Origin of the sequence: Shimia sp. SK013, from assembly GCF_001292625.1 — a bacterium.
GTDB lineage: Bacteria > Pseudomonadota > Alphaproteobacteria > Rhodobacterales > Rhodobacteraceae > Shimia.
Genome location: NZ_LAJH01000021.1, coordinates 76902 through 90000, shown reverse-complemented (window position 1 = coordinate 90000; position 13099 = coordinate 76902). Strand labels below are relative to the sequence as shown.

General features: G+C 55.8%; 16 protein-coding genes. 7 read left to right on the top strand and 9 right to left on the bottom strand.

All coding sequences use genetic code 11. The features are described 5' to 3' along the window. The first annotated feature begins 7 nt into the window (after positions 1-7). From motA to SHIM_RS16335, 7 genes are all read left to right on the top strand, one after another. Entirely contained in the window at positions 8-877 is an 870-nt protein-coding gene (gene motA / locus SHIM_RS16365) for a flagellar motor stator protein MotA (protein WP_054003751.1), read from the top strand. Continuing rightward, positions 874-3159: a hypothetical protein gene (locus SHIM_RS16360; RefSeq protein WP_054003750.1), complete on the top strand. Its 2286-nt coding sequence runs from the start codon at positions 874-876 to the stop codon at positions 3157-3159. The genes motA and SHIM_RS16360 overlap by 4 nt, the downstream gene beginning before the upstream one ends. Positions 3160-3451: 292 nt before the next feature. Beyond that, a complete protein-coding gene (locus SHIM_RS16355) occupies positions 3452-4030 on the top strand; it encodes a transglycosylase SLT domain-containing protein (RefSeq protein ID WP_241488906.1) in 579 nt (192 codons plus the stop codon). 18 nt (positions 4031-4048) lie between these two features. After that, positions 4049-6121, top strand: coding sequence for a flagellar biosynthesis protein FlhA (flhA, locus tag SHIM_RS16350; protein ID WP_446271273.1), 2073 nt, complete (start codon positions 4049-4051; stop codon positions 6119-6121). Next, entirely contained in the window at positions 6118-6891 is a 774-nt protein-coding gene (locus SHIM_RS16345) for a flagellar biosynthetic protein FliR (protein ID WP_054003748.1), read from the top strand. Before flhA ends, SHIM_RS16345 begins: the two co-directional genes overlap by 4 nt. Beyond that, positions 6888-7976, top strand: a complete 1089-nt coding sequence (locus SHIM_RS16340) for an EscU/YscU/HrcU family type III secretion system export apparatus switch protein (RefSeq protein ID WP_054003747.1) — start codon at positions 6888-6890, stop codon at positions 7974-7976. Before SHIM_RS16345 ends, SHIM_RS16340 begins: the two co-directional genes overlap by 4 nt. Continuing rightward, positions 7973-8395 (top strand): hypothetical protein, encoded by a 423-nt coding sequence (locus SHIM_RS16335; protein ID WP_054003746.1) that lies wholly within the window; start codon positions 7973-7975, stop codon positions 8393-8395. The genes SHIM_RS16340 and SHIM_RS16335 overlap by 4 nt, the downstream gene beginning before the upstream one ends. A 75-nt stretch (positions 8396-8470) precedes the next feature. On the opposite strand, the gene SHIM_RS16330 is transcribed toward SHIM_RS16335, so the two are convergent. From SHIM_RS16330 to SHIM_RS16290, 9 genes are read right to left on the bottom strand one after another with little or no spacing between them, the layout of a single operon-like run. Then, a complete protein-coding gene (locus tag SHIM_RS16330; protein WP_054003745.1) occupies positions 8471-8980 on the bottom strand; it encodes a hypothetical protein in 510 nt (169 codons plus the stop codon). Between the two features lie 12 nt (positions 8981-8992). Further along, positions 8993-9700, bottom strand: a complete 708-nt coding sequence (gene flgH / locus SHIM_RS16325) for a flagellar basal body L-ring protein FlgH (protein WP_193749943.1) — start codon at positions 9698-9700, stop codon at positions 8993-8995. A 36-nt stretch (positions 9701-9736) separates the two neighbouring features. Beyond that, the gene (gene flgA, locus SHIM_RS16320) at positions 9737-10159 is read right to left on the bottom strand and encodes a flagellar basal body P-ring formation chaperone FlgA (protein ID WP_054003743.1); all 423 of its coding nucleotides are present in this window, start codon (positions 10157-10159) and stop codon (positions 9737-9739) included. Then, positions 10160-10945, bottom strand: coding sequence for a flagellar basal-body rod protein FlgG (gene flgG, locus SHIM_RS16315; RefSeq protein WP_054003742.1), 786 nt, complete (start codon positions 10943-10945; stop codon positions 10160-10162). Between the two features lie 12 nt (positions 10946-10957). Further along, positions 10958-11674: a flagellar hook-basal body complex protein gene (locus tag SHIM_RS16310; protein WP_054003741.1), complete on the bottom strand. Its 717-nt coding sequence runs from the start codon at positions 11672-11674 to the stop codon at positions 10958-10960. 1 nt (position 11675) lies between these two features. Then, entirely contained in the window at positions 11676-11945 is a 270-nt protein-coding gene (locus SHIM_RS16305; RefSeq protein ID WP_054003740.1) for a flagellar biosynthetic protein FliQ, read from the bottom strand. Beyond that, positions 11945-12238 (bottom strand): flagellar hook-basal body complex protein FliE, encoded by a 294-nt coding sequence (gene fliE, locus SHIM_RS16300; RefSeq protein WP_054003739.1) that lies wholly within the window; start codon positions 12236-12238, stop codon positions 11945-11947. Before fliE ends, SHIM_RS16305 begins: the two co-directional genes overlap by 1 nt. A 12-nt stretch (positions 12239-12250) precedes the next feature. Then, on the bottom strand, positions 12251-12637 hold the full coding sequence (gene flgC / locus SHIM_RS16295; RefSeq protein ID WP_054003738.1) for a flagellar basal body rod protein FlgC: 387 nt from the start codon (positions 12635-12637) through the stop codon (positions 12251-12253). 27 nt (positions 12638-12664) lie between these two features. After that, the gene (locus SHIM_RS16290) at positions 12665-13048 is read right to left on the bottom strand and encodes a FlgB family protein (RefSeq protein ID WP_054003737.1); all 384 of its coding nucleotides are present in this window, start codon (positions 13046-13048) and stop codon (positions 12665-12667) included. Between the last annotated feature and the right edge of the window lie 51 nt (positions 13049-13099).

Sequence of the window (13099 nt, the reverse complement as noted above, 5' to 3'; positions counted from 1 at the left end):
CACCAGCGTGCTTGGTATCATTGGCATCATTGTCGTATTTGTGATGATTTTCGGCGGCTTCCTTTTGGCAGGCGGCGATTTGGGAATCATCATGAAGGCACTTCCTCTGGAAATGATGATCATCGGCGGCTCCGCTGTTGGCGCTTTCTTGGTGTCCAACTCGGGCGCGGTGGTCAAACACACACTCAAGGACATGGCCAAGGTGTTTAAAGGCACCCATTGGAAGGAGGCAGATTATCAAGATTTGCTGTGTCTGATGTTCGAACTCATCAAATTGGCGCGAAAGAATCCGGTCGCAATCGAGGAGCACATCGAAGCGCCCGATACGTCAGATATCTTTTCCAAATACCCAAAAATCCTCGCCGACAAAGAGGCGATTGCCCTTATCGCGGACACATTGCGCTCGGCCTCTATGAACTACGATGATCCGATGCAGGTCGAAGAGGTTCTTGAAAAACGGATCGATGCGCATATTCACGATATGGCTCACTCGTCCCACGCGCTGCAGACCGTTGCGGATGCGTTACCCGCACTGGGGATTGTTGCGGCTGTTCTGGGTGTGATCAAGACCATGGCCTCTATCGATCAGCCGCCAGAAATTCTTGGCAAAATGATCGGCAGCGCGTTGGTCGGGACCTTTCTTGGCGTTTTCCTCGCCTATGGTCTCGTCGGTCCTTTTGCCACCAAAATCCAAAGTGTGGTTGAAGAGGATGCGCATTTTTACAAGCTCATTCGCGAGGTTTTGGTCGCAAATCTGCATCAACACTCTCCGAACATCTGTATCGAGGTGGGACGCCAGAACACCCCGGCCCATCACCGCCCCAGTTTTAGCGAACTTGAAGAAGCCATCAAGTCACTGAAGAAGGAGGCCGCATGACCCATCGCTGGCTTGCTATATCGGTTTTGGCTCTGGCGTCTTCAGTGTCAGCAGAGCCTGTGCTGTTTCAGTCAGGAGAGCACTCAGGGTTCACACGCCTCGTGGCCACCTTGCCTTCGGCGGACACGCAATGGCATGTAACTGGCTCGGGTCGCATTTATACGTTTAAAGTCGAAGGCGACGATTTCAGCTTTGACTTGGATGGCATTTTTGAGCGTATCCCGCGCACGCGGCTAAGCAACCTAGTAGCAAAGCCCGACTCGGGTGAAATCGAATTGCAGCTGGCCTGTGATTGCGAGGTTTCAAGCGCCTGGTACAACGACCGGCACGTGATCGTGGACATCCGCGATTCAACCAACGAAGAAGACGTCGCGCCCATTCCTGCTAATTTCCTGTTGCAGATGGAATCGGCCGACCAAAAAAAGCCATTTCGCTACACTTGGGCCGAAGCCACACCTGTGCCAACACCCGCTGTTCAAGCGCCGGTTGAAGAACCTGCAACCCAACTTTCTGATCCAACACAGAGTTTCGGTTCCTATGTAAGCGATCAGGACAAAATCAGCCGCGTCGCTCAACAAGTGATTGATCAAATCAACCGAGCAACAGAGCAAAATCTGCTTCAGGCGCAAGCGCCAGAAATCCTCGCTTTGGAAGAGGGTCCGGGTCCTTCGCAGGACCGGACAGCCATGCCACCGCCGCCGTATGCCAATAGCGATGCAGCCTGGCGATCACAGAACACTTTGAATGTCACCACGTACAACGCGTTGGACGTGGCCGTACAAGAAATCGCTGCCGTCCTCGCCGGCCAGTCCGGCGCATCCGAATGCATCGCTGACAGCCGTATCGATATCGAAAGCTGGGTTGGAGAAACCGACTTCTCAACCGAATTGGGCAAACTCCGGTCCGGTATGGTCGGTGAATTCGACATGACATCACCAGAGTCGATGACCAATCTGGCACAGTTTTACATTGCTCACACGTTTGGGGCTGAAGCCGAACAAATCCTGCGCGGTATCTCAAACACCGACAAGGACCCGGTACTTACAGCGATGGCGCAATTGGTGGAAACCGGTCAGGTGACCAAATTTAACCCGTTTTTCGACCAAGGCCACTGTGCCTCCGGTGTCGCGTTTTGGGCTGCGCTGTCCGGTCAACGTTTGGCTGGAGAATCGGCGGTGGACAGTGCGCTGGAGACGCTTTCTGGACTGCCAGTGAATTTACGGGAACATCTTGCACCAATCCTGAGTAACAGGTTCGTCGAGTTAGGCCATACAGAAGCCGCCAGCTATATTCTCAACTCGATCGAACGGACCAACACCGATCCGGGGCCTGAATTTGATATGGCTCAGGCAGCGTTGCACGCCGAGTTGGGCGAGACTGATGCTGCCGTTCAAAAACTGGAAAAGGTGGCCGCTCAAAACACGACATTGGCGCCGGCCGCTGTTGTGGATTTGATTGCTTCGCACGTCGCAAAGGGAACCATCGTACCAAGCGATACGGTTTCGCTCGTTAGTGCATTGGCCGTAGAACATAAGGTGGGCATGATGGGTCCGGCCTTGCGCAACGCGCACGCGCAGGCCCGCATGCTCGCGCAGGACTTCAATCCGGCTTTTGATGTTGTGGCCGAAATCGCAAAAATCGACGGCAAAGACGTCGCGGTAAAAATCCGCAGCGACGTCACAAACGCCTTGATCACTGAGGCCGAAGGTTTCGATATCATCAGCTACGCCATCGCGCGGAAGCTGATCGATCCTGACATGCTGGTGCCTGAAACGGCTGTAACGCTGGCGGAGAAGTTTTACTCATTGGGGTTTCACGATCAGACCAAACGCGTCCTGCAATCGCTCCCGATAGAACATGCGACATCCGAGGTGCATTTGCTGAAAGCCAAGATCGCTTTGGCTGACAAACTTCCACGCCGTGCCGAAGCTGAATTGATGAGCGTCACCGGACCTGCTGCTGACACATTGCGCGCTCAGGCGCGTTCCATGGCGGGGGATCATCACGCGGCAGCGGAAATCCTGCACGACATGGGCGAAGTCGAACGCGCCGCCTTTGAGGCCTGGTTGGGCGGCGACCTCAGCGGGTTGAGCGCGCTGGATCTCGAGGTCTATCAGCGCATTGAAGCTATGCTGCAATCTGCCGCCGCAGACACCACCGGCAGCGACGCGGAGACCCAGACTCTGACACACAATCGCGCGCTATTGAACGATAGCATGGACGCCCGTAGTGCCCTGTCCGAATTGCTGAATTTGCACCGGGTGACCGAGCCGTCCTCCTAGGAGAATTCCGGCCTGAAAAGGCCTAACATCGCTTACCAAATTTAAAGATTCTGCCTTTAGGTGTTTCGTGTACTGGCAGAAAGCTCACCGGATGAAAAAACAGAAGTTTTTCAACGTTTTGACGGCGGAAGTCCGTCTTGCGTTCAGACGAATCGCACCGCGTTTTGTCACCATTTCCTTGAGTCTTTGCAGTGCCCTTCTGATCCCAACATCGGCGCAAGCATCATATGGCGAAACTTGTGACCGCGTGGCGCGGATTGCGGCCGGGGAATCTGGTGTTCCGGTTGAAGTTATGATGGCAATCACCCGCACGGAAACCGGCCGCCGGGCAAACGGCGCTTTGGCACCTTGGCCGTGGACCGTGAACATGGAAGGCGTGGGCAAATGGTTCGACACCCGCGAAGAGGCGCTGACTTTTGCGGTTTCAGGTTTGAAGCAGGGCAAACGCAGTTTTGATGTGGGCTGTTTTCAGCTGAATTATCGCTGGCATGGCGAACATTTCAAAGACGTGCACCAAATGTTCGAGCCTTTGGAGAATGCCCGCTATGCAGCAGATTTTCTAGCGCGGCTTTATAGCGAAACCCAGTCTTGGGAGTCTGCTGCCGCCGCTTACCATTCGCGGACGCCGAAATATGCCGACAAATACAAAGCTCGCTACAAGCAAATCCTCGCAAACCTGCCTGATATACCTGCGCTCGGCGTCGCGACGCGCACTGCCGGCACCGTGACTGCTCCAACACAGAGAGTTGTGCGGCAGGCCAGCGTCAACGCGTTTCCACTGTTGCGCAAAGGCGTTGGCGTCTCCGGCATGGGGTCCCTGGTTCCTTTGGGCAACAGCGAGAACCGCCCCTTGTTTGACGGAGGGAGCTAGGCTGTGAATTCCAATTCAATGAAGGCGCTGTTCAGCCCGACAATCCTTTTGGCGCTCGCCTTGATGGCAATCATCGTCATGATGATCCTGCCAATGCCGTCCTTTGTGTTGGACGTAGGCCTTGCCGCGTCCTTTGCACTGGCGATCCTGATTTTCACAGTGACCTTGTTCATCGAGCGCCCGCTCGATTTTTCTGCGTTTCCGACGATTTTGCTGGCCTCCCTGATGCTGCGATTGTCGCTGAACGTGTCATCCACGAAACTGATCATTGGACAAGGCCACACCGGAACAGATGCCGCCGGAGATGTGATTCAGGGATTTGCGAATTTTGTTATGGGGGGCAGCGTTTTTCTGGGCCTCGTGGTGTTCGGCGTGTTGCTGATCGTAAACTTCATGGTGATCAACAAAGGCGCGACGCGTATGGCAGAAGTCGGCGCGCGTTTTGCTTTGGACGGGATGCCCGGCAAACAGCTGGCTATCGACAGCGACATGGCCGCCGGTGCGATTGACCACACCGAAGCCAAAGAACGCCGCGAGCGCGAGCAGCAGGAAACAACATTTTTTGGCTCCTTGGATGGCGCCTCCAAATTTGTCAAAGGCGACGCCGTCGCCGGCCTACTGATCACGCTTATGAATCTCGTCATGGGGCTGATCATGGGCGTGGCAGTGCATGGCATGCCGATGGGTCAGGCATTTGAAACCTATGCCATTTTAACTGTCGGTGACGGCCTTGTCACGCAGATCCCGGCGGTCATCATCTCAATCGCTGCCGCATTGCTGCTGGCGCGTGGTGGCAACAGAGGCTCCACCGACACAGCGCTGTCTGACCAGCTTGGGGCGCACCCCGCGGCCCTCGTCACGGTTGCGATTTTGATGGCGCTGTTTGCTCTGGTTCCCGGCCTGCCGTTCATTCCGTTCATCGCCGGTAGTATCGCTTTGGGAACGATTGCCTACTTCCGATTCAAGTCGATTGAAAAGGAAGAGGAAGATCTTGCCCAGCAAGACGATGCGCCGGTTGTCGCAAAAGACAAATCCATGGGCGACGTGCTGGATCTGGACGATATCCATGTCGAGTTTTCCACCGACCTGATCAACATGGTTCTCGATCCCGGCACCGGATTGGACGCCCGAATTTTCAACATGCGCACCCATGTGGCATCGACATTCGGTCTGATCCTGCCGGAAATTCGGCTTACGGACGAGCCGTCCCTGCCGAGTGGATACTATGTTATCCGCGTGCAGGGTGTCGAGCAGGTGCGTGCGCACCTGCAGCCAGAACGCGTTTTGGCGCTGGCGGGGAACAATCCTGCGGCGCTGCCAGCCGGCGAGGATGTATCCGAGCCAGTCTATGGGGCCCCTGCCCGCTGGATCGACACCTCTGTACAGGAAAAGATGGCGTTGTCGGGCGTCACCATTGTGACCCCAGGCGAAGTCATGGCGACCCATCTGCTAGAAACCATCAAAAACAACTTTGGCCGACTGCTCACGTTCAAGGCGCTGCGGCGTATCTTGGATGAGATGTCCAATCTGAGCGATGAGATGCGTGCTGCTGCGAACCGCAAGTTGTTGGACGAATACGTGCCAGACAAGGTGCCATTGGATTTGCTGCACCGGGTCATGCGGATGTTGCTGGACGAGCAAGTGTCAGTCCGCAACATGCCGCTGATCCTGGAAGCAATCGCCGAAGCACGCCATTCGCAAGCCTCGCCCGAATTGATTGCGGAACATGTGCGCCAAAGACTGGGCTTTCAGCTTGTGTCGGAGCTCAAACGCGACGACGGAACCATACCGTTGGTACAACTGGCGCCCGAGTGGGAAGACATGTTCTCGACCTATCAAGTGGATGGGGACAATGGCACCATGGATGTTGCCTTGCCGCCTGACATGTTTAACACGCTTGCCCAATCTGTTGCGGACCGCCTGAACGACGCAGGCAACAGCGGCACCTATGCCGCGCTTGTTACTTCCACCAGACGCCGCAGGTTTCTGCGTACCGTGCTGAGCGCCAAGGGGATCACCAATCCCGTGCTGTCGTTCGAGGAAATCGGCTTGGACGCGCGTCCGGCCCTGGTGGGAGTTGTGACCACGTGATCGAAGAGGCCTACGTCCTGTTAACCGCTTGGCAAGCTGCGCTTTGGCATGGCTTCTTGGTGTTCGTACGGGTCTCTACAGCGGTCTCTCTGGTGCCGGCTTTTGGGCAAAGTTTTGTGCCGCCGCGCATCAAGTTGGGTGTGGCGTTTGCCTTTACGATGATCGTGGCCCCCGCCATTCCCGCCTTTGATGCGCCAGAACCCACGCTGCCGTCAACGGCGTGGTTTTGCCTGACTGAGGCCTGTGCGGGGCTCATCATCGGAGTAAGCCTGCGCATGTTCATTCTGGCCTTGCAGACGGCAGGATCCATTGCAGCGCAATCGACGTCTCTGGCACAGCTTCTGGGCGGCGCAGGCGAACCGATGCCAGCGATTGGTCACCTATTAATGGTGTCTGCGATTGCGCTGGCGTTCACCATGGGGATGCATGTGCATTTGGCCGGTATGTTCATCGGGTCCTACATGTTGTTTCCCGCCGGGGTATTCCCTGTGGCGGAGGTTCTGGCCGAATGGGGCGTGTCGCACATCGCGTCCGCATTTGCGCTGGCGTTCAAACTGTCCGCGCCGTTTATTCTGGTCTCCGCCCTCTACAACCTCATGCTTGGCGTGATCAACCGCGCCATGCCCCAGCTGATGGTCGCCTTTGTTGGTGCCCCGCTGATCACCTTTGGTGGCTTGGCGATCCTGATGCTAACCGCGGGCACAATCATCACTGTGTGGTGGAGCCTGTTTGAGGCGTTCATGATCAATCCAGCGGAGGGCATGCTGTGAGTGGTCAGGACGACGATACCGACAAGACGTACGACGCAACGCCCAAAAAGCTGGAAGACGCCCGAAAGAAGGGTGAAATTGCCAAGTCACAAGATGTGTCGGTGGTCGCGGCTTACATGGGAATGCTGCTGGTTATGATCGGTTTGGGTGCGTCCACGATCAACGCCACAGGCGAATCTCTGATGGTCTTGTTGGACCAAGCTGAATCCCTTGCGCCGCTGTTTTTCGAAGGCAACCCTTCCGCACCCTACAGCGGCATCATGTGGCAAATGTCACTATCTGTCGCGCCACTGTTCATCGTCCCGATGGTCGCCGTGATCCTGAGCCTAGTACTGCAACGCGCATGGGTCTTCACGCCCTCCAAGCTCAAGCCAAAGGCCAGCCGTTTGAACCCGATCTCAAACGCCAAAAACAAATTTGGCCGCACCGGCCTTTTTGAGTTCGGAAAAAGTTTTGCCAAACTCGTTATTTACTCGATTTGCTTGGGCTTCTTCCTACGCGCACGCCTGCCGGAAATGGCCCACTCCATTCAGCTCGACCCGGCTATGGTGCCAGGGATGTTGGGTAAGGTTCTGGTGGAGTTTCTGACAATTGTAGCGGTGGTTGCCGGGCTGATTGCAGCGATTGACTACATGTATCAACACGCTGAATTCATGCGTAAAAACATGATGTCACGGAAAGAATTGACCGACGAGTCCAAAGAGGCTGAGGGCGACCCCTATATGAAGCAGAAGCGGCGCCAAAAAGGGCAGGAGATCGCCAGCAAACAGATGATTGCGGATGTGGAAACAGCGGATGTCGTCATCGTCAACCCAACGCATTATGCCGTCGCCTTGAAATGGAGCCGTTTGCCCACGGAAGCCCCGGTTTGTGTGGCCAAAGGGGTGGATGAAATCGCCGCCCGAATCCGTGAGAAAGCTAATGATTGCTCGGTGCCCATTCACAGTGACCCGCCAACGGCGCGAGCGCTGCACGCGATTGTCGAGATTGGACAGGAAATTCCGCCCGACAATTATCGTCAGGTCGCTGCGGCCATTCGATTTGCTGATGAAATTCGCCGCAAGGCTCGGGGTCGCGTGACATGAGCAACGACCTGCAAGATCTGCAAACCATAACGCAGGCCAATTATCAAAAAGCTCAGACCTCTATGCAGTCGGTTCAGCTAGAAGAATCCCGACTGCGTGCCTTGCTTGCCGAGTTGACGGACAAGGAAAATACGGGACGTGTAATGATGGCGAGTGACAGCGCACTGCAACGTACCGGAGCGGACGAAAATTGGATGCGCTGGATCGCGCGCAGCAGGCGCATCTTGAACATGCAGCTGGCCAACGTGTTGGTCCGCAAAGAGACCGCATTTCGCGAATTGCAGGCGCATTTTGGCAAGGCGGACGTGATGGAGAAGCTTTTGGAAGATCAAATCCAGACCCAACGTGCGCAGCGGCAAACCAGGTTGGTGACCTCGATTCTGGAGCTGGAGTTAAGCTGCGGAAGATCCGGCCGATAGATGGCACTAAAAGGCCCGCCGGATCAGAGTCCGGCGGCTGCACAAGTTTGGCGATCAACGCTATTTCGTATCGATCTAGGACAGATCCTGTCGGGTGATTTCCACGACAATCACATCAGTGATCTCGTCCCCGAAAATCGACTGGGCAACCTCAAAGAAGTTTCGGCGTAATTTCATCAATCGGCTGGAATTGGTGAAAGCACCATCGAAGCCACCGACATTGGCATAATCAAACATCACCTGCAGCAAAGCACCTCGCAGGCGAGGCTCATTTTCGATGATTTTTTCCTGGGCGCCGGGTTTCGTTTCCAGCGCGAGGCTGACCAACACCAAGGACTTCACCTTTCCGTCTTCGACAACCGGGACAATGAACTGGTCCGACAAGGTCAGATAGTCAACCGAGTCACTGATTTCGCCTGCAATTGGCGGCACCTCCGAGAGGTCATTCCCGGCATCCATTTCACCATCGGCCTCTGCCCCGATGGCAACAGGTGGCGCAGGTTCAGGCCGCAAGAAAACACCAGCGCCTAGGCCGGCACAGATGCCAACCACAGCTAGAAGAATGGGGAACAGTTTTTTTATCATTCCGGGCACCGATTAGAAGGGCAACACGATATCCAGCACTTGCTGGCCGAACCGCGGCTGCTGCATGTCAGTGATCTGACCGCGACCACCGTAAGACACGCGCGCCGATGCGATTTTTTCGATCGAGATCGAATTCTGGCGGGAAATATCCTCGGGGCGCACAAATCCGGCGACCAGAAGTTCACGTAATTCAAAGTTCACGCGCACTTCCTGAGATCCCTGAATAGACAGCACGCCATTGGGCAGCACGTCTACGATGGTCGCCGCAACTTGCAACGTCAGCTTTTCACTGCGTGTAACGGACCCGTCGCCGCTGCTGGAACTGGTCGAACCAAGTTCCACCGCATTGGACATCGACGCGCCTTCTGGCAATGCGCCATCAATCCGCTGAGGAATGCCGAACAACTGTGGCACGGACATGCTCTCAGACCCGGAACGGCTACGCTCCGATTGGTTGTCGATCGAAGCGTTTTCATCCATTTCAATCACCACCGTCAGAATGTCGCCGCGGCGTATCGCGCGGCGGTCCCCCAACAGTGACTTTCGGTTTCGGCTCCAAAGAGACGCGTCATCAGAATTGCGCGCCACATGCGAGGATTCCGGCAGTGGCGGCGTCATCATCGCGTATTGTTCCGGCGACTGCTTTACCGGGGTCAGCGTGGGCGGCTTGCCCAAGTGATCGCCTCGTCCACAACCAGACACCAGTAGTGCCAAGCCCATCAGAAATATTGTCAAATACCGCACGGTTTCTACCTTTTATTTTGACACACGGACTGTTCCGTCCGACATGACTGTTCCTGTCACTGTGGAGCGTGACCCCATGTTCATTACGCGAAGCTGCTCACCCACGCCGCCGCGATCCAGGGCGCGCCCCTCGGTTGCGATCTGAATGCCGCTGCCATCAAAAATCAGGGTCACGATCTGGTTTCGATCCACCAAAGCCGGCGGCCCCACGTCGCCCGCTTTGATCGGGCGACCCGGATACAGCGATTTGCGGGCCTCTTGTCCCAACACCTCAGCGGGATCATCATAGACACCTTGAGCTGTGCCACGTTTGACGCCGATAACGTCTGACGTGATGATGCTGTTTGCGCGAATGATCTGTGTCGCGACGATGATGTCGGCGGAAGCCGCAGAGGCGCCAAAGACCAAACTCAGGATGACAAGAAGCCGTTTCATTTACCGCACCTGGGTTGTGGCAGAAAGCATCTGGTCCACAGCGGTGATGACTTTGGCGTTCATTTCATAGCCGCGTTGGGCCTCGATCAATTCGGTGATTTCTCGCACGGAATCCACGGAGCTGCTTTCCAAGTAGCCTTGGTTGAGAGTACCCAAACCGTCCTCGCCGGGGTCCGCCACAAACGGAACTCCGGAGGCTTCAGTCTCGCGGAATAGGTTGCCGCCGATCGCCTCTAGGCCCATCGAGTTGGAAAACCCAACCAGCGTGAACTGGCCCAAAAGCTCAGCATCTACGCTGTCTGCGAAATAGGCATATACCTCGCCGTCCGCATTAATCGAGATGCTACGGGTGTCGTCTGGTATGGTGATTTCCGGCGCGACCGGGAAACCGTCGTTGGTCACGATCAGCCCGTCACCGCTGCGTTTGAAACCGCCGTCACGTGTGTATCCGGCGTCGCCTCCGGGCAAGGTAACTTCAAAGTAGCCGTTGCCCTCGATGGCGACATCCAGATCGCCGCCTGTCTCTTTCAGCGCACCTTGTTCGAGGTGCAGGGAAATCGCCGCCGCACGCACGCCAAGACCCACTTGAACACCCGTCGGCAAAACTGCTCCGTCGGCAGAGCTGACAGCGCCAGCTCGAGACACCTGTTGATAGTGCAAATCGGCGAATTCTGCGCGCCGGGCATTGTAGCCTGTCGTCGACATGTTCGCGAGGTTGTTGGAGATGGTTTGAACGCGCAACTGTTGGGCGCTCATCCCGGTTGCCGCGATTTTTAAAGCTTGCATGATGAGTTTCCCTTATTTGCCTACAAATGATTTCAGCGCTTCGCGGACCCGATTGTCTTCGGTTTCCAAAAAGCTTTGACCCATTTCGTAGGCGCGTTGCACCTGGATCATTCGAGTGATCTGATCGATTGGATTGACGTTTGAGTTTTCCAAAAACCCCTGAAGAACACGGGCACCCTCCACCAACTCTGAGCCCTCGGGTGATTCAAACAAAACACCGGACTCACGGTTCAGCATGTTGGGGTCCAAGGGTTCAAACACCCCGATCTGGCCCACCAACTGTCCATCGGCGCTGATGGTGCCATCCGCACCAACGTCTATCGACGCGGCATCCGGCGGGATGAAGATCGGCGCACCGCCAGAATCAAGAACAAGATGTCCGTCGAAGTTCACCAAATCGCCTTGGGCGTTGGGGGTAAAGTTACCTGCGCGGGTCAAACGTTCGCCGTCCGGGGTTTCCACCATAAAGAAGCCGTCGCCTTCAACCGCGAAATCAAAGGTGCCGCCAGTCTTGGTCATCGCGCCCTGCACCATCGAGGTGGTTTGCACGTTTGCCTTGGCCATCGACAGGCTTTCGTTGCCGGGGATGGCGTGTACAAACTCGGTGAACATCACACCTTCGGAGCGATATCCGGTTGTGGCCGCATTCGCGATGTTGTTGGCAATCACCGTCATCTCGCGGTTGAGACCGGATTGGCGGGTTAGTCCAGTGTATAATGCGTTGTCCAATCTACCCTCCTATGATCATTGGAATGATTTGGTTTTGGAAAAACGAAACCAGGGTCTGCGCCATGAAGCTCATCGACATCCAGAAGACGATCACGATGCACAACAGCTTCGGCACAAACGTCAGCGTCATTTCCTGAATCGAGGTCAGCGCCTGAAACAGGCCAACCGTGACACCGGAAACAAGCGCCACGCCAAGGATCGGCGTTGAAATGATCACCGCTACCCATAGCCCCTGACGCAGGGTGTCAAAAAAGATGGCTTCCTGTAGCATCAGACCGGCATATTCAGAATTTCTTTGTAGGCTTCGACAACCTTGTCACGCACGGTCACTGCGGTTTCGACCGCAAGTTCGGTTTGCGCCAGAGCCTGCACAAGTGTGTGCGAATCTGTCTGCCCGGTCATCGAGGCCATGGCCACGTTTTCACCTTCGCGCAGAGTGGCCGCAAATTCTTTCGCGAACCCAACAAACGCGTTCTGGGACGGATCCGCGCCACCTTCTGCGGGGCCTGTGGCCGGTTTGGAGGCGGTGTATTTTTGGGCCGCTAGGACGGTGCTGACTTCCATAATTTCGTCTCCTTATTTACGCAGCAGATCCATCAAACCGGCCTGCATTTGGCGGGTCTGATCGAACATTTTGAGGTTGGCTTCGTAACTGCGTTGCGCCTCGCGGGCGTCGGCAATTTCAATAATCAGGTCTACGTTTGACCCGGAATAATGCCCGGTTGCATCGGCAAGGGGGTGGCCGGGGTCATAGATCTGCGCGCGCTCTTTTTGGTCAAGGCGCACTGGCCCTACTTTCACGCGCATGCTGTCGTCAGACATCGTCGCTTCAAAACTGACTGTCTTGCGGCGATAGCCGGGCGTGTCAGCATTTGCGATGTTTTCGGACGTGTGACGCAGTCTCGCTGACTGCGCTCTCAACCCGCTTGTGGTCACGTCCAGTGCCGAGGAAAAATCACCCATTTCTTGGGCTCCCTTTATCGAAATTGCTTAGCGTCCCAGCGAAGTGCGGATAACGCCGAGCGAATGTTTATAAATGGCCAGCGCGCGATCGTGCTGACGTTTGGTATCGACAGATTTCAGCATCTCTTCTTCCAGAGAAACGCTGTTGCCGTTGGGAGAGGTCTCGAGTTTGGACTCAAAGGGAGACGACGCGCGCGCTTCGAGCGCACCGCCGTTGTGACCTTCACGGGTCACGCGCATTGCTGAATTGCTCTCTTGCGACCGGTACACCTCCTTGAAGGGAGCGATGTCGCGTGCCTGATACTTGGGCGTATCCGCGTTGGCCATGTTCTCGGCCACAACCGTTTGGCGGGTCGCAGCATGCGTCGCCATGGCATGTGATGCCCGGAATATTTCAAGTGTCTTAAACAACGGGGTTTCTCCCTCGGATTACTTAAACGCAGACTTAACCCTGATTCCTTT